This window comes from Chenggangzhangella methanolivorans, from assembly GCF_042648545.1.
Taxonomy (GTDB): Bacteria; Pseudomonadota; Alphaproteobacteria; order Rhizobiales; family Methylopilaceae; genus Methylopila; species Methylopila methanolivorans.
This window is the reverse complement of record NZ_JBHRXS010000003.1, coordinates 184,381-199,619: the sequence shown is the minus strand read 5'-3', so window position 1 is coordinate 199,619 and position 15,239 is coordinate 184,381. Positions and strand designations below refer to the sequence as shown.

15 protein-coding genes are annotated in these 15,239 nt (G+C 71.3%); 8 read left to right on the top strand and 7 right to left on the bottom strand.

Annotated elements, in window-relative coordinates:
- Window positions 1-41 precede the first annotated feature (41 nt).
- Window positions 42-653, bottom strand: coding sequence for a glutathione S-transferase family protein (locus ACFOWB_RS01315; RefSeq protein ID WP_261401681.1), 612 nt, complete (start codon window positions 651-653; stop codon window positions 42-44).
- A 136-nt stretch (window positions 654-789) separates the two neighbouring features.
- Between ACFOWB_RS01315 and ACFOWB_RS01310 the strand changes: the two genes are divergently transcribed.
- Window positions 790-1,683 (top strand): LysR family transcriptional regulator, encoded by an 894-nt coding sequence (locus tag ACFOWB_RS01310; RefSeq protein WP_378145256.1) that lies wholly within the window; start codon window positions 790-792, stop codon window positions 1,681-1,683.
- A gap of 9 nt (window positions 1,684-1,692) precedes the next feature.
- Here the strand turns inward: ACFOWB_RS01310 and ACFOWB_RS01305 are convergent, their stop codons facing one another.
- Window positions 1,693-2,685: a GlxA family transcriptional regulator gene (locus ACFOWB_RS01305; protein ID WP_378145254.1), complete on the bottom strand. Its 993-nt coding sequence runs from the start codon at window positions 2,683-2,685 to the stop codon at window positions 1,693-1,695.
- A gap of 126 nt (window positions 2,686-2,811) precedes the next feature.
- Here ACFOWB_RS01305 and ACFOWB_RS01300 point away from each other — a divergent pair, with 126 nt between their 5' ends.
- The 6 genes from ACFOWB_RS01300 (at window position 2,812) to ACFOWB_RS01275 (ending at window position 9,548) form a co-directional block, all read left to right on the top strand.
- Entirely contained in the window at window positions 2,812-3,648 is an 837-nt protein-coding gene (locus ACFOWB_RS01300; RefSeq protein WP_378145252.1) for an alpha/beta fold hydrolase, read from the top strand.
- 134 nt (window positions 3,649-3,782) lie between these two features.
- On the top strand, window positions 3,783-4,178 hold the full coding sequence (locus tag ACFOWB_RS01295; RefSeq protein WP_261401682.1) for a (R)-mandelonitrile lyase: 396 nt from the start codon (window positions 3,783-3,785) through the stop codon (window positions 4,176-4,178).
- A gap of 78 nt (window positions 4,179-4,256) precedes the next feature.
- Window positions 4,257-5,576 (top strand): amidase, encoded by a 1,320-nt coding sequence (locus tag ACFOWB_RS01290; protein WP_378145249.1) that lies wholly within the window; start codon window positions 4,257-4,259, stop codon window positions 5,574-5,576.
- 116 nt (window positions 5,577-5,692) lie between these two features.
- A complete protein-coding gene (locus tag ACFOWB_RS01285) occupies window positions 5,693-6,445 on the top strand; it encodes an SDR family NAD(P)-dependent oxidoreductase (RefSeq protein ID WP_378145247.1) in 753 nt (250 codons plus the stop codon).
- 161 nt (window positions 6,446-6,606) lie between these two features.
- Window positions 6,607-7,623 carry an LLM class flavin-dependent oxidoreductase gene (locus ACFOWB_RS01280; protein ID WP_378146060.1) on the top strand — a complete coding sequence of 339 codons (1,017 nt, stop codon included), beginning with the start codon at window positions 6,607-6,609 and terminating at the stop codon, window positions 7,621-7,623.
- 182 nt (window positions 7,624-7,805) lie between these two features.
- Window positions 7,806-9,548, top strand: coding sequence for a metallophosphoesterase family protein (locus ACFOWB_RS01275; protein WP_378145244.1), 1,743 nt, complete (start codon window positions 7,806-7,808; stop codon window positions 9,546-9,548).
- 120 nt (window positions 9,549-9,668) lie between these two features.
- Here ACFOWB_RS01275 and ACFOWB_RS01270 read toward each other — a convergent pair whose 3' ends face one another.
- The 3 genes from ACFOWB_RS01270 to ACFOWB_RS01260 form a co-directional block, all read right to left on the bottom strand.
- Window positions 9,669-11,099 (bottom strand): MATE family efflux transporter, encoded by a 1,431-nt coding sequence (locus tag ACFOWB_RS01270; protein ID WP_261401685.1) that lies wholly within the window; start codon window positions 11,097-11,099, stop codon window positions 9,669-9,671.
- The gene (locus ACFOWB_RS01265; RefSeq protein ID WP_261401686.1) at window positions 11,089-11,658 is read right to left on the bottom strand and encodes a TetR/AcrR family transcriptional regulator; all 570 of its coding nucleotides are present in this window, start codon (window positions 11,656-11,658) and stop codon (window positions 11,089-11,091) included. The genes ACFOWB_RS01270 and ACFOWB_RS01265 overlap by 11 nt, the downstream gene beginning before the upstream one ends.
- A 171-nt stretch (window positions 11,659-11,829) precedes the next feature.
- On the bottom strand, window positions 11,830-12,075 hold the full coding sequence (locus ACFOWB_RS01260) for a hypothetical protein (protein ID WP_261401687.1): 246 nt from the start codon (window positions 12,073-12,075) through the stop codon (window positions 11,830-11,832).
- A 189-nt stretch (window positions 12,076-12,264) separates the two neighbouring features.
- Here ACFOWB_RS01260 and ACFOWB_RS01255 point away from each other — a divergent pair, with 189 nt between their 5' ends.
- Window positions 12,265-12,765 carry a hypothetical protein gene (locus tag ACFOWB_RS01255; RefSeq protein ID WP_378145241.1) on the top strand — a complete coding sequence of 167 codons (501 nt, stop codon included), beginning with the start codon at window positions 12,265-12,267 and terminating at the stop codon, window positions 12,763-12,765.
- An 18-nt stretch (window positions 12,766-12,783) separates the two neighbouring features.
- Here ACFOWB_RS01255 and ACFOWB_RS01250 read toward each other — a convergent pair whose 3' ends face one another.
- Window positions 12,784-13,518, bottom strand: a complete 735-nt coding sequence (locus ACFOWB_RS01250; RefSeq protein WP_261401689.1) for an ABC transporter ATP-binding protein — start codon at window positions 13,516-13,518, stop codon at window positions 12,784-12,786.
- On the bottom strand, window positions 13,511-15,238 hold the full coding sequence (locus ACFOWB_RS01245) for a branched-chain amino acid ABC transporter ATP-binding protein/permease (RefSeq protein ID WP_378146058.1): 1,728 nt from the start codon (window positions 15,236-15,238) through the stop codon (window positions 13,511-13,513). The genes ACFOWB_RS01250 and ACFOWB_RS01245 overlap by 8 nt, the downstream gene beginning before the upstream one ends.
- Between the last annotated feature and the right edge of the window lies 1 nt (window position 15,239).

The following is a 15,239-nucleotide window of genomic DNA, read 5'->3' as shown; positions in this document are numbered from 1 at the left end:
CGTCATGCCCGAGACAGGCTCGGGCACGACGAGGAGACCCCTCAGGCCGCAAGGCCCACGGGCGTCTTCTGGAAGGGCGTGAAGCCGGGCAGCGCCTCGACGCGCGACAGCCAGGCGCGGATGTTGGCGTAAGCCGAGAGGTCGACGTTCCCCTCGGGCGCGTTGGCGATGTAGCTGTAGAGCGCGGCGTCGGCGGCGGTCGGCCGCGCGGTCGCGATCCAGTCCCGGCCCTCGAGCTCGGCGTCGATCAGCTTGAGGATCGCGTGCGCGCGCTCGATCGCCTCTGCGGCGTCGAACTTCATCCCGAACACGGTGACGAGGCGGGCGACGCAGGGTCCGTTGAAGATCTGGCCGGTCGAGACCGAGAGCCAGCGCTGCACCGCGGCGGCCTCGGCGGGATCCTCGGGCAGCCACTCGGTCTTCCCGAACTTCTTGGCCGCATAGACCATGATGGCGATCGAGTCCGGCACCACCACGTCGCCGTCGACCAGCACCGGCACCTGCCCGAACGAGTTGAGCTTCAGGAACTCCGGCGACTTGTGCGCGGCCTTGGCGAGATCGACCTGCACGAGCTCGTGCGGGATCCCGGCGAGCGACAGGAACAGGCGCGCCCGGTGCGAATGGCCCGACAGCGGATGGTGGTGGAGCTTCATGGCTTTGCCTTCCCTCGGCAGTTTCCGACGGACCATCGTCCGCCTGACGGTACGAAGATGAGCGTTTCGGTCTGGGGTGATAAGCGCCATAATGGGAAAGGCACTGTTCCGATAATTGGAATTGTGAGGGGCGCTCGTGGACCGGCTTCAGGCGATGGGCGTGTTTGTGAAGGTGGCCGAGACCGGCGGCTTCGCGGAGGCCGCGCGGCGGCTCGCGCTCAGCCCTCCGGCCGTGACGCGTGCGATCGCGGCGCTCGAGGACGCGATCGGCGCGCGGCTGCTGACGCGCACCACACGTCTGGTGAAGCTGACCGACGTCGGAGCGCGCTATCTCGAGGACTGCCGCCGCATCCTCGCCGACCTCGCCGACGCCGACGCCGCGGCGGGCGGCTCCTACGCCCGGCCGACCGGCCTGCTGACCGTGACCGCGCCGGTGCTGTTCGGGCGCATCTACGTGCTGCCGATCCTCACCCGCTATCTCGACGAGAACCCGGCGGTGGAGGGCAGGGCGCTGTTCCTCGACCGGGTGGTCAACATCGTCGACGAAGGCGTCGACGTGGCGGTGCGCATCGGGCGGATGGCGGATTCCGGACACGCGGCGATCCGCTGCGGAACCGTACGCCGGGTGGTGTGCGCGTCGCCGGCTTACGTCGCCGAGCACGGCGCGCCGCGCGCGCCCGCCGACCTCGCCGAGCATCGGGTCGTGGCGGTTCCCCATTCCGGCGCGTCCGAATGGCGGTTCGGGCGCGACCGCGACGTCGCCGTCACGGTGACGCCGCGCCTCGCCTGCAACGTCAACGAGGCCGCGATCTCGGCCGCGATCGACGGCTGGGGGGTGACGCGCGTCCTGTCCTATCAGGTGGCCGAGGCGCTGCGCGACGGCCGGCTCGTCGTGCTGCTCGAAGATTTCGAGCCCGCGCCGCTGCCGATCCACGTCGTGCATGTCGAGGGCCGAGGCGCGGCCGCGAAGGTGCGCTCCTTCGTGGATTTCGCGGTCGAGCGGCTGCGGGCCGACCCGCTGATCAACTGACCCGGCGGCTCAGGCCTCCCGCACGGCCGCCAGTCCAAAGCGCTGGCGGTACTCGCGTGGGCCAAGGCCCGTGACCTTGAGGAAGACCTTCCGGAACGCGCCCGGATCCTCGTAGCCGACGTCCCAGGCGATCTGCTCGACGGGTCGGGTGCTGGTCTCAAGCGTCTCGCGCGCTTTCCCCACGCGCAGGTGCTGGCAATATTCGGTCGGCTTCAGCCCCGTGGCCTTGTGGAAGCGGCGCAGGAAGGTGCGCGGCTCCAGCCCCGCCTTCTCGGCCATGGCCGTGAGCGAGGCGTCGCGGCCGCCGGTCGCCTGCAGCCAGTGCTGGACCTTGAGCACCGCCTCGTCGCCATGCCTGAGCTTCGGCGAGAACAGGCTGTAGTGCCGCTGCTCGCGGCCCGGCGGGTCGACGAGCAGGAAGCGCGCGGTCTCCAGCATCGTGGTGGGCCCGAGCAGGCGGTCGACGAGCTTCAGCCCGAGATCCGTCCAGGCCATGATGCCGCCCGCGGTGATGAGGTCGCCGTCGTCGATGACGAGCTTGTCGACGTCCATCCGCGCGCTCGGGAAGCGCTCCGCGAAGTCCTCGGCGTAGAACCAGTGGGTGGTGGCGGCGCGACCCTCAAGCAGGCCGGTCTCGCCGAGCAGGAACGCGCCGGCGCACACCGAGGCGAGCGTCGCCCCGCGTTCGTGACGGTCGCGAAGCCAGAGCGCGAGCGGGGCCGCCTCCTCGGCGGTGATGGGCGCCACGACCGCGGGCGGCATGATCACGAAGTCCGGCTCTCCGGCCATCCCCGGGTCGCTGTCGAAGACGCGTTCCGCGCCACTTCCGTCCTCGCGTGCCCGCCAGTGGCTGTAGCGAAGCCTCGGCGCAGCCTCGCCGAGCCTGCGGCTCGCCATCAAGTTTGCGACCGAGAACAGGTCGGTCAGTCCGTGCGCCGCGCCGAGCTGCGCGCCCGGATAGATCAGCACGGCGATCTCGGCGATCGGAGCTTTCTGGGTCATTTGTCAGTTATGGCCCGAAGTCTGTCGATCGCGCCAATCCGAATGTGGCCGGCCGCCATCTATCTGTCTCTCCATCGAAACGAAACGCCGGTAGCCAAGAGCCCCGGCCACTCAAGGAGAGACATCATGGCCTATGTCACCACGCAGGACGGCGTCGAGATCTTCTACAAGGACCTCGGGCCCAAGGACGCGCAGCCGATCGTGTTCCATCACGGCTGGCCGCTCTCGTCGGACGACTGGGACGCGCAGGTCCTGTTCTTTCTGAACAACGGCTATCGCGTCGTCGCCCATGACCGGCGCGGCCACGGCCGCTCGGCGCAAGGCTCGGAGGGCCACGACATGGACCACTACGCGGCCGACGCCGCCGCGGTGGCTGACCATCTCGACCTCAGGAACGCGGTCCACATCGGACATTCGACCGGCGGCGGCGAGGTCGCCCGCTATGTCGCCAAGCACGGCGAGCCGAACGGCCGCGTCGCCAAGGCGGTTCTGGTGAGCGCCGTTCCGCCGCTGATGCTGAAGACCGAGAGCAATCCCGGCGGCCTGCCCATCGAGGTGTTCGACGGCTTCCGCTCGGGCCTCGCGGCCAACCGCGCGCAGTTCTTCCTCGACGTTCCGAGCGGTCCTTTCTACGGCTACAACCGGCCGGGCGCGAAGGTCGACCAGGGCGTGATCTGGAACTGGTGGCGGCAGGGCATGATGGGCGGGGCCAAGGCCCACTATGACGGGATCAAGGCCTTCTCGGAGACCGACCAGACCGAGGATCTCAAGGCCATCACCGTGCCGACGCTGGTGCTGCACGGCGAGGACGACCAGATCGTTCCGATCGACGACAGCGCGAAGCTCTCGGCCCCGCTGCTGAAGAACGGCGAGCTCAAGACCTATCCGGGCTTCGGCCACGGCATGCTGACGGTCAACGCCGACGTGCTCAACGCCGACCTGCTGGCGTTCGTGAAGGGCTGACGCCCTCCGCGCTTACCAAGACGCCGCGGCCCGCCTGTTCGTTCAGGCGGGCCGTCTTCGTTTGGCGCGGCGCCGCGCTAGGTCCGGGGCGTCCGGCCCGCTTTCCGCGTCGCCGGCGAGCGTGAGGTCGCATCATGGACATCAGGAGAAGCGGGTCGCAGCCGTCCGGCGCGGGCCCTTCGGAGTATTTCACCGGGCGCGTGCGGATCGACCCGCTGTTCAGCCCGCCCGAACCCGCCCGTGTCGCGGGCGCGCTCGTGACGTTCGAGCCCGGCGCGCGCACCGCCTGGCACACCCATCCGCTCGGCCAGACGCTGCTCGTCGTCTCGGGCCTCGGCTGGGCGCAGCGCGAGGGCGGCCCGATCGAGGAGATCCGGCCCGGCGACGTCGTTTGGTTCGAGCCGGGCGAGAAGCACTGGCACGGCGCGACCGCGACCACCGCGATGAGCCACGTCGCGATCCAGGAGAAGCTGAACGGCTCGCCGGTCGACTGGCTCGAACACGTCGCCGACGCGCAATATGGCGGCTGATCGCGCGCCCGTCGGTGGACGCCCGGCGGGGCTGCGGCCAAAGTCGCGGCCGGCGGCGAGACTGCGAAAGGACCGGCGATGTTGGCGAAGCTCGGGCTGCGCGAGGCGGTCTCCGGACTGAACGAGGGCCGGTTCGCGCTCTCCGATTACGTCGGGGCGCTCTACGACCGCGCACGGCGCCTCGACGGCGAGGTGAAGGCGTTCGGCTGGCTGCCCGAGGCCGGGGGCGCCGGCGAGGCGTCGCCCGCGGCGGGCCCGTTCGCCGGCGTCCCTGTCGGGATCAAGGACCTCATCGACGTCGGCGGCGTGCCCACGACCTACGGCTCGGCGGGCTTCGCCGACCATCGTCCCGAGCGCGACGCCTGGGCGGTCGCGCGGCTCAAGTCTCTGGGCGCGTCCGTCTTCGGCAAGACCGTGACGACGGAGTTCGCCTGGCGCGATCCCGGCGCGACGCGAAATCCCTGGAGCCTCGGCCACACGCCCGGCGGCTCGTCGAGCGGCTCGGCGGCCGCGGTCGCGGCGGGCTTCGTTCCGCTCGCGCTCGGCACCCAGACGTTCGGCTCGGTGGTGAGGCCCGCGGCCTATTGCGGCGTGGTCGGCTTCAAGCCGAGCTTCGGCGCGATCCCGCGGACCGGCGCGCATCCGCTCAGCCCCTCGCTCGACCATATCGGCGTCTTCGCCCGGAACGTCGGGGACGCCGCCTTCGCGATCGGGCGTCTCGCGGCGGTCTCGGACGAGGACGAGGACGGCCGCGACATTCCGGGGCTGCCGCAGGCGCTCGCCGAGCGCGACGGGCCGCCGTCGATCGGCCTTCTGCGCACAGCGGACTGGGACCTCGCCGACCGCGAGCAGCGCGACCTCTTGGAGAAAGTCGCGGCGGACCTCGCGGCGGCCGGGGCGCGCGTCGACGAGCTGACCCCGCCGGACGCGTTCGCCGAGATTCCCGCCGGCGCCCGCGTCCTGCTCGCCGCGGAGGCCGCCGACGTGTTCTCGCGGCTGATCGCCGAGCGCCCCGGGGCGGTCGGCCCCGCCATCAGGGAGCTGGTCGCCGACGGGGCGAGGATCCCGGCGCAGCGTTATGTCGAGGAGAAGCGGCGGCGCAGCCGGTTGCGGCGCGCGGCCGCCGCGTGGATCGGCGATCGGGACGCGGTTCTCACCCTCGCCGCGACCGGCGTCGCGCCGAAGGGGCTGGCCTTCACCGGCGATCCGCGGTTCTGCGTGCCGTGGACCTATCTCGGCCTGCCGGCGCTCGCGCTTCCGGCGGGCGACGGTTCGGGCGGCCTGCCGCTCGCCGTCCAGCTCGTCGGCCGCGACCTCGACGACGCCAATCTGCTGCGCACGGCCGCCTGGTGCGAACGGGTGGTCGGCCGGCCCATGCGGCTCGCCGAACCGGCCTGAGGCGACTGAGACGCGACCGCGATTTAAGCCTTTCCGAACGCTGCACAAAACTTGCTTGACGGCGCGCGGGCGCCGTTCGGCGCATCTCCTGCAATGTATTTGATCGAGGACTCAGCATGGATCTCGGGCTCAGCGGCCGAAAAGTCATCGTCAGCGGCGGCTCGCGCGGCATCGGCCGCGCCATCGTCGAGTGCTTTCTCGTCGAAGGCGCGACGGTCGCGTTCTGCGCCCGCGGCGAGGAGGGCGTCCGCAGCGCCGAACAGGCGCTCGGCGACAAGGCCTTCGGCTCCGCCGTCGACGTCGCCGACCCCGCGGCCGTGAAGGACTGGATCGAGGCTTGCGCCGAGCGCATGGGCGGCGTCGACATCGTGGTGCCGAACGTCAGCGCGCTCGCGGTCGGCGGCGAACTCGAGACCTGGCGCAAGGCCTTCGACATCGATCTGCTCGGCACGGTCAGCATGGTCGGGGCGGCGCTGCCCTACCTCAAGCGCTCGGACGCGGCCTCCGTGGTGCTGATCTCGAGCGTCTCGGGGCGCGAGAGCGACATGTTCGGCGAGCCCTACGGCGCGCTGAAGGCCGCGCTCATCCACTACGGCAAGACGTTGTCGAACCGCCACGCCGCCGACCGGATCCGCGTCAACACGGTCTCGCCCGGCAACGTCTATTTCTCCGACGGCGTCTGGGGCCAGATCGAGCGCGAGCAGCCCGAGACCTTCGCGACGTGCCTCGCAACGAACCCGTTCGGCCGCATGGCGCGCCCGGACGAGATCGCCAAGGCCGTCGTGTTCATCGCCAGCCCCGCCTCGAGCTTCACCACCGGCGCCGACATGCTGGTCGACGGCGGCCTGACGCGCGGGGTCCAGTTCTGACGAGAGAAACCTGAGACAGTCATGCGCTGGCGAGATCGTTCGATTTCGCCGGCGCATTGGCGATGGAGGCGCGCCGACACGACATTGCGGTCGCGCCGAGTTCCGGCGCCTCACCCAACAAGGAGACGTCGCCGGTTCATCTCGCCGGCGGCGGCGTCGCGATGAAGAAGATCGGGTTCCTGTCCTTCGGCCACTGGTCGCCCTCGCAGCATTCCGGCACGCGCTCGGCCGGCGACACGCTGCTCCAGTCGATCGACCTCGCGGTCGCGGCCGAGGAGCTCGGCGCGGACGGGGCCTATTTCCGCGTCCACCATTTCGCGCGCCAGCTCGCCTCGCCGTTCCCGCTGCTCGCCGCCGTCGGCGCGAGGACCAGCCGGATCGAGATCGGCACCGGCGTCATCGACATGCGCTACGAGAACCCGCTCTACATGGCGGAGGACGCCGGATCGGCGGACCTCATCGCCGGCGGCCGGCTGCAGCTCGGCATCAGCCGCGGCTCGCCCGAGCAGGTGATCGACGGCTGGCGCCACTTCGGATACGCGCCGGCCGAAGGCGAGAGCGATGCCGACATGGGCCGCCGCCACGCCGAGGTGTTCCTCAACGTCATCAAGGGCGAGGGCTTCGCCGAGCCGCATCCGCGGCCGATGTTCCCGAACCCGCCCGGCCTGCTGCGGATCGAGCCGCATTCTGAAGGCCTGCGGGAGCGGATCTGGTGGGGCTCGGCCTCGAACGACACGGCTGTCTGGGCGGCCAGGCAGGGCATGAACCTGCAGAGCTCGACGCTCAAGAAGGACGAGACCGGCGAGCCGTTCCACGTCCAGCAGGCCAAGCAAATCCGGCTCTATCGCGAGGCCTGGAAGGAGGCCGGCCACACGCGCGCGCCGCGCGTCTCCGTCTCGCGCTCGATCTTCGCGATCGTGAACGACGAGGACCGCGCCTATTTCGGCCGCGGACAGGACAGCGACCAGGTCGGCGTCATCGACAACATGCGGGCGGTGTTCGGCCGCACCTACGCGGCCGAGCCGGAGAAGCTCATCGCGCAGCTCAAGGCCGACGAAGCGATCGCCGAGGCCGACACGCTGCTGCTCACCGTGCCGAACCAGCTCGGCGTCGCCTACAACGCGCATGTGATCGAGGCCCTGCTCGCCCATGTGGCGCCGGAGCTCGGCTGGCGCTGACGACTGCGTGAACGACTGCGGCCGGCGGCTTTCCGCCGGCCGTCGGCGGCCCATGTCGCATTGCAGCAAAGTCGACGGCGAGGTCGCCGACTGCATGGAGAAGGTCACCGACGCGCGTTATGACGGCTGAGGCCATGCGCGTTCCGATGGACAAGGCCGCTTGGGGCGGATAGCTCGCCGACATGCCGCTGATCGACCCGCGCCAAGGCGATATCGAGGACGACGCGTCGAGCACCAAGCTCTGGTCGCTCGCCTCGCTCGCCGGCTGGGTGCTGGTCGAGATCAGCCTGCCGAAGCTCGCGCTCTCATGGATGATGCTGATCGGGCTGCCGTGCCTCCTGCTCGGCGCGGCCCCGATCGTGGCGACCGCCTGGTTCTCGAGCGTGTCGACGAGCGTCACGGACATCGTCGGCGGCGTCGCGCCGCTGATGGTGGTGGGCGCCTCGCTCGCCGTGGTCTGGTTCGGCGTCCGCCCGGCGTTCCGGCTCGCCGAGCGCAGCTTCTGGTCGCTCAACGCGCTCGCGGTGCAGCCGAGCTTCGTGCTCTGCCGCGAGGCGATGCGGCATTTCATCGGCCAGCGGATGTCGCGGCGGCTGCGGCGCGACGGCGCGCGCGTGGCGCAGGGCACCGCGATCGCGGCCGCGGTTCTGATGTCGATCGCGGCCGGCGTCGCGGCGTGGCTCGCCTGGCCGGCTTCGAGCTGGATCGGCGCATGGATCGACTTCGCGTCTCCGCTCTCGCTGCTCGGCGCCTCGCTCGCCAACAGCGTGGTGCTGTTCGGCGTCTATGTCGCGGTCGGCTCACTCGCCTGGGGCGCGGCGGACGCCGCCATGGCGCAGCCGAGCAATCTCGACGCCTATGACGAGGAGGGCGACGGCAAGGTCTGGCGCGTCGCGCATCTGTCGGACCTCCACGCCGTCGGAGAGCGCTTCGGCTTCCGCATCGAGAGCGGGCGCAGCGGGCCGCAGGGCAACGGGCGGCTGACCCGGACCTTCGAGGCGCTTGCGCGGGCGCACGCCGCCGAGCCGCTCGACCTCGTCCTCGTCACCGGCGACATGACGGACGCCGGCCGCTCGGCCGAATGGGCCGAGTTCCTGGAGGCGCTCGAGCGGCTCGACCCCGACCTGCGCGAGCGCATGCTGTTCCTGCCGGGCAATCACGACGTCAACGTCGTGGACCGCTCCAATCCCGCGCGCCTCGACCTGCCGTTCTCGCCGGGCAAGAGGCTGCGGGAGATGCGGGCGCTCGCGCTGCTCGCCGGCCTTCAGGGCGACCGGGTGTCGGTCGGCCGGCGTAAGCGGCGGCCGCTGACGCTGACCGACTGGCTCGCGCCGCACGCCGAGGCGGTCGAGACCTTCGTGCGAACCGGTCGGGGAAAGCGCGCCTACGACATCCGCACGCTCTGGGACGAGGCCTTTCCGATGGCGTTCGAGCCGCAGACGCCGGACGGGCTCGGCGTCATCCTGCTGAACTCGAACGCCGACACCCATTTCTCCTTCACCAACGCGCTCGGCCTGATGCCGGCCGAGCAGGAGCGGCGGCTCACCGCCATCCTCAAGGCTTCGCCGAAGGCCTGTTGGCTCGTCGCGCTCCACCACCATCTCGTCGAATATCCGCGGGCGACGCGCTCGCTCTCGGAGCGGATCGGCACCGCGCTCATCAACGGGAGCTGGTTCCTGCGCCAGCTGAAGCCCGCCGCCAAGCGCCTCGTCGTCATGCACGGCCACCGCCACATCGACTGGACGGGACGCTGCGGAGATCTGCGCATCGTCTCGGCGCCGTCGCCCGTGATGGGCGAGCCCTATTTCTGGATCCAGCGCTTCGCGATCCGCGACCAGGGGCTCGCGCTGCTCGAGCCGCAGCGGGTGGAGCTTGGGGGGAGCGAGGCGAAGATGGCGGAGCCGGCCTTGGCCGAGACGGTCTGAAGATCCGCAGCCGTCATGCCCGGCGGAGCCGGGTATCCACGACTTTCTGGGATCGTCGAGCTCTAGGTCCAAGTCGTGGATACCCGCGCGAAGGCGCGGGCATGACGTGGAGGTTCCGCGTTATGGCCTTCCCCGCGACGCTGCGGCCGCGCGGCTCCAGTCGGCCCGCCAGGTCACCCAACCCATGGCGGAGCCGTAGACCAGGATCGCGAGCGTCACCGCCGCGAACATGGTCCAGAGCGGCGCGCCCATATGTGCGGCGAGCGCCGCGCCGCCGATCGCGATCGCGGTCCTGACCACGGTGACGGCGAGCGGCTTGCCGAGCCGGCCCGCGCCCTGGCTCGCGAAATAGAGCGCCATGCCGAAGGCGAAGAAGCCGTAGGCCGGGCCGGCGATCCTGAGATAGGCCGACCCCGCCTCGATCATCGCCGGATCGGAGCCGAAGATTCCGAGCCAAGCCGCGGGGAACGCGGCCGCCGCGAGCCCGATGGTCTCGGCCGCCGCGAAGGCGAAGACCGCGCCCGTGAAGGCGATGCGCTTGGCGCGTTCGATCTCCCCGGCGCCGACATGGGTTCCGACGAGCGAGACCAGCGGCGCGCCGAAGCCGAACGACAGCGGGATCAGCAGATATTCGAGCCGCGCGCCGACGCCGTAGCCCGCAAGCGCCGGCGCGCCCGCGATCTTGCCCGAGAGCGCCGTCACCACGATGAAGATCAGGTTGGTCTGGATCGAGGTCAGCGAGGCGAGCGCCCCGACCTTGAAGATGTCGGCGAAGAAGCGTGTCTCGATCGGGACCCGTGTCGGCCGGACCACGGCGCGGCCGGAGGCGAGGCGCCAGGCGAGATAGGCGCAGCCGAGCGCGTTGAAGGCGACGATGGCCATGCCGGCGCCCGCCACGCCGAAGCCGGGAAGCGGCCCGTAGCCGTAGATCAGCAGCGGCGACAGCGGGATCAGCAACGCGACGCCGAAGCAGGTGACGAGCGCCGGGACCACCATGTCGCCGGTGCCGCGCATGGCGCTCGCCAGCGCGTTCATGACCCACAGCAGCACGTTGCCGGCGAAGACGACGTTGGAATAGGCGAGCGCGGCCTCGAGCGCGCCGCCATCTGCGCCGAGCAGCCGGTAGAACGGGCGGCCGAAGGCGAGCATCAGCACGGAGAAGACGAGCCCGATCGCGCCGAGCAGCACGACGCCGTGAAAGGCGAGGCGGTCGGCGTCGTCGCGCCGGCCGGCGCCCAGCGCGCGGGCGATCGCCGAGGAGACGCCCCCGCCCATCGCCCCGACGGAGAGCATCTGCATCAGCATGAAGGGCGGGAACACCAGCGCCATGCCGGCGAGCGCGTCCGAGCCGAGACGCCCGACCCAATAGGTCTCGATGAGGCCGGTCGAGGCCTGCAGCAGCATGACCACGAGGTTCGGCCAGGCCATGCGCGCGATGAGCGGGCCGACCGGAGCGGTGAGCAGCGCGCGGGTGCGCGGATCGAGGTCCGCGCCGGGCAGACCGTCGACGACGGGCGTCTCGGAGCCGGCGGCGGCGGCCTCAGCGCGCAAGCGACTTCATCCGGTCGCGGCAGACCTCGAGGACGTGGTCGGAGAACGCGGCGTCGCCGGCGCTCGCGCGCGCCAGCACCAGCGCGCCCACCATGCCGGCGAAGAGCGCGATCGCGTCGTCGTGCCGGCTTTCCGGAAGCTTCAGGGTTTCGGCGAGGCGCTCGACCGTCCTGCGGACCTCGCGGCCCATCGACCGTTTCGTCTCGGTCTCGCCGCGGGCCGCCTCCGATCCGAGCGTGGCGACCGCGCAGCCGCCCTCGGGCCGGTCTCGATGGACGGCGCTGACATAGGTGTCGACGACGGCCGCGACCGGATCCTTGGCGTGCCTCGCGACGCCCTGGAGAAACTCCGAGGACCGCTCCTGCGCCTCGGCGAGCGCCTCGGCGACGAGCGCGTCCTTCGAGGCGAAATGGGCGTAGAACCCGCCATGGGTCAGGCCCGCCTGCTTCATCAGCGCCGGCACGCTGACCGCCTCGACGCCGTCGCGCCGAAACAGCGCGCCCGCCTCCTTGAGGATGCGCTCGCGGGTCTGGGCCTTGTGCTCCTTGCTCAGCGGCATGGTCGTGGTCCTCGGCGTCGCCTCGCAGGTCGTCGTTTTCAACGCGCGGGCGATCAGATCATGACGAATGTCATATCATCTGACGATTGAACTTTCAAAGCGCCCGCCCGGCTGATCGGGCGCACGGCCCGGATCCGGCGCAAGGCCGGGTCCGGGCCATGCCCGCCGGCGTCAGCGGCCGCCTTCGGGGCGATGGCCCCAGATCGTCGGCTCGCTCGGGACGAAGCCCGGCCGCGCTTCGGGCGCGGTCGAGCGCTTGAGGCCGACGGCCTCGATCTCCTGCGCGGGCTCCGGCGCATGGACGCGGTGGCCCCAGACGGTCGGTTCGCTGGGAGCGCCGAGCGGCGGCGTGTCGGCCAAGGTCGGCGAGGCGAGAAGCGCGAAGGCGAGGGCGCCGGCGGCGTAATTGAGGGTCATGACATGCTCCTGTGATCCGGCCTGGCCGGTCGCGGTTGGGAGGAAGCGGCGCGTCGCCGTCTTTGTATTATGATTATCATCTAAAAAGGGGTGGCGTCGCCCGCAAGGGACGCGCGGCCTGCTTCGCGCATGGCCCGGCGCAAACTCAGCGTGCGAATTTGCGGGCGCCCGCAGCCGGTTTCGCCGTCGGTGGCGCGGCGCCGCGCGAGCCGCTACAGCTGCGGCTTGAGCGACGACGCGCCCGATTTCGAGATCTCGGTGCCCGCCTGGCGGGCGCGGCGGCTGCGCGCGCATCTGGCGGCGCTCGGCGAGGCGGGCCGCGTCGCGCGCATGGCCGGCGACGACCGGGCCGCGCCCGAAGATCTGGCGCATCGGGCGGAGGAAAGACGATGGCTCGCCGGCTGGGATCGCGCGCGGCCGGATCCGGTCGCGCCAGGGCCGACGCCGCGGCAGCTCGCAAAGATCGGGCGCTGGCAGGCCGGGACCAGCCGGCTCAAGGCCGGGGAGGGGACGCTCCGCAGCGCGATCCTGGACGCGGTCGCCGACGAGATGCTGGCGGTCCGGCCTCCGCCGCACGGCGCGATCGCCGCGGCCCATCGCGAGACGGTCAGGCGCTGCCGGGAGGCCGGCCTGCCGGCGCCCAAGGCCTCGCGCTACCGGAAATGGCTGAAGCTGACCCGCGGCGTCTGAAGCGCCCGGACCGCCGGTTCAGACGCTCAGATGCGAAAGCACGCGCTCGCGCGCGCCCGGATCGGCCGGACCTTCGTCGTCGATCTCCCCGAGCTTGAGCACCGCCCAGCGATCGGCGACGCGCAGCGCGAAGTCGAGGTTCTGCTCGACGATCAGCATGCTCGCGCCGCTCTCGCCGCGCACCGCCGCGAGCGCGGCGGCGATGCGGTCGATCACGGAAGGCTGGAGCCCCTCGGAGATCTCGTCGATCAGCAGCAGCCGCGGCCGGAGCATCAGGGCGCGGGCGAGGATCAGCATCTTCTGCTCGCCGCCCGACAGCGTGCCGGCCTTCTGCGCCAGCCGGTCCTTCAGGAACGGGAAGTGGCCCGCGACCACGTCGAGCGCGCCGGGCAGCAGGCGGTCGCTCGGCAGCGCGAGGCGGAGATTGTCGCGGATGGACAGGTCCTGGAACAGCGGCTGCTCCTGCGGCGCGTAGCCGACCCCGAGCGCGACGAGCCTCGCCGGCGACATGCCCGCGACCGCCTGCCCGTCGATCGCGACCGATCCGCCGCGCGACGGGATCAGCCCCATGATCGTCTTGAGCAGCGTGGTCTTGCCCATGCCGTTCTTGCCGAGCAGCGCGACGATCTCGCCGGGCGCGACCTTGAGCGACACGTCCCGCACGATCGAGACCGCGCCGTAGCCGCTCGTCACCCCGTCGAGGGCGAGCGCGGCGCCGGCCGCCGCTTCGAGCTCTCGCGCCGCCTCAGCCATGGGAGCCTCCCGAATAGATCGTGCGGACGAGTTCGGAGCCGACCACCTCGTCGACGCCGCCGTCGAGCACGAGGCGGCCCTGATGCAGCACCACGATGCGCGACGAGATCTGCCGCACGAAGTCGAGGTCGTGCTCGACGAGGACCGCGGCGATGCCGAGCTCGCCCGTCAGCGTCTTCAGCACCGCGCCGATGGTCGAGCGCTCGGCCTTGGTGAGGCCCGCGGTCGGCTCGTCGAGCAGGATCAGCCGCGGCTCGAGCGCCACCACCATGGCGAGCTCGAGCGCCTGCTTCTGGCCGTGGGAGAGCAGGCGCGTCGGCAGCGCCAGCATCTGGTCGAGCCCGGTCATGCGCATCACGTCGAGCGCCGCCTGCGGGAGGGCGAGCGTCTCGGCGCGTCCAAAGGGGCTCAGGCCGTCATTCGAGGCGCGCGCGAGCAGCAGGCAGTCGGCGACGCTGAGGCTCTCGAACACGCTCGCGACCTGGAACTTGCGACCGACGCCGAGCGCGACGATGCGGTTCGGCGTCAGCCCCGCGGTCGAGGCGCCGCCGATCGAGACCTGTCCCCGGAAGTCCTCCGTCCCGTCCGAGAGGCAGCGCATCAGCGTGGTCTTGCCGGCGCCGTTCGGGCCGACGAGGCTGACGAGCTCCCCGGCGCGGATCTCGAGGTCGATGTTCTCGAGCACCGTCAGCGCGCCATAGGACTTGGCGAGCCCCTCGATCTTGAGCAGCGGCGCGCCGGAGGCGTCGGGCGCCGGGCGGGCGGGAAGCGCCGCGAGCGCCGGCGCGAAGGCCGCGCGGCCGCTGAACGGCGTCGCGCCCCAGGCCCGCCGCGCAAGGTCGGCCAACCCTCCGGGAAGCAGGATGATGACGGCCACGAAGGTCGCGCCGAGCAGAAGCTGCCAGAGGAACGGCAGGTCGCCCGAGAGATTGGCCGCCAGATAGTCGATCGCGATCGTCCCGAGGATCGGCCCGAGCAGCGTCCCGCGCCCGCCGAGCGCGACCCAGATCACGAGCTCGGTGCCGAACAGGAAGCCGGCGTTTTCGGGCGCGACCACCGAGGAGGCGTTGGCGAACAGGAAGCCGGCGAGGCCCGCGACGCCGGCGAGCGCGGTGGTGAGCGCGATCTGGATGCGCTTGGGGCTGAGGCCAAGATAGGCGCAGCGCGCGTCGTTGTCCCGCACCGCGACGAGCGCGCGGCCGGCGTCGGAGCGCACGAAGATCCAGGCCGCGAGCGTGAGCGCGACGAGCGCCAGCGCCGCCAGCCGGAAGAAGCCCTCGAGCTCCAGCGGCAGCACGTCGAAGCCCACGAGCCCGCTCGAGGAGCCGGTCCACTCGCCGCCCGAATAGATGAGCTGCACGACGACGATCGGGACGACGAGGGAGATCACCGAAGCGTAGAGCGCGGTGGAGCGGTGGTAGAAGGAGAGCCACCCGACAGCGAGGCCGAGAACGGCGGGCGCCAAGACCGCAAGGCCGAGCGCGGCGACCATCCAGACGGGATCGGCGCCGAGATAGGTCAGCGCCATGGCGGCGGCGTAGGCGCCGACGCCGAAGAACGCGGCCTGCCCGAAGGTGAGGACGCCGGCGAAGCCCCAGAGCAGGTCGACCGTCACGGCGAGCATTGCGTAGATCATCGAGCGCGTGAGCACGTTGACCGCGAAGGTGTCGAGCGCGAGCGGCGCGATCCAGAGCGCGACGGCGGCGAGGCCCGCGACCACG

What these genes read in the sequence shown, in the direction of transcription:
- ACFOWB_RS01315 (WP_261401681.1), bottom strand. Translation starts at nt 653, where the DNA reads ATGAAGCTCCACCACCATCCGCTGTCGGGCCATTCGCACCGGGCGCGC.
- ACFOWB_RS01305 (WP_378145254.1), bottom strand. Translation starts at nt 2,685, where the DNA reads ATGACCCAGAAAGCTCCGATCGCCGAGATCGCCGTGCTGATCTATCCG.
- ACFOWB_RS01300 (WP_378145252.1), top strand. Translation starts at nt 2,812, where the DNA reads ATGGCCTATGTCACCACGCAGGACGGCGTCGAGATCTTCTACAAGGAC.
- ACFOWB_RS01295 (WP_261401682.1), top strand. Translation starts at nt 3,783, where the DNA reads ATGGACATCAGGAGAAGCGGGTCGCAGCCGTCCGGCGCGGGCCCTTCG.
- ACFOWB_RS01290 (WP_378145249.1), top strand. Translation starts at nt 4,257, where the DNA reads ATGTTGGCGAAGCTCGGGCTGCGCGAGGCGGTCTCCGGACTGAACGAG.
- ACFOWB_RS01285 (WP_378145247.1), top strand. Translation starts at nt 5,693, where the DNA reads ATGGATCTCGGGCTCAGCGGCCGAAAAGTCATCGTCAGCGGCGGCTCG.
- ACFOWB_RS01280 (WP_378146060.1), top strand. Translation starts at nt 6,607, where the DNA reads ATGAAGAAGATCGGGTTCCTGTCCTTCGGCCACTGGTCGCCCTCGCAG.
- ACFOWB_RS01275 (WP_378145244.1), top strand. Translation starts at nt 7,806, where the DNA reads ATGCCGCTGATCGACCCGCGCCAAGGCGATATCGAGGACGACGCGTCG.
- ACFOWB_RS01265 (WP_261401686.1), bottom strand. Translation starts at nt 11,658, where the DNA reads ATGCCGCTGAGCAAGGAGCACAAGGCCCAGACCCGCGAGCGCATCCTC.
- ACFOWB_RS01260 (WP_261401687.1), bottom strand. Translation starts at nt 12,075, where the DNA reads ATGACCCTCAATTACGCCGCCGGCGCCCTCGCCTTCGCGCTTCTCGCC.
- ACFOWB_RS01250 (WP_261401689.1), bottom strand. Translation starts at nt 13,518, where the DNA reads ATGGCTGAGGCGGCGCGAGAGCTCGAAGCGGCGGCCGGCGCCGCGCTC.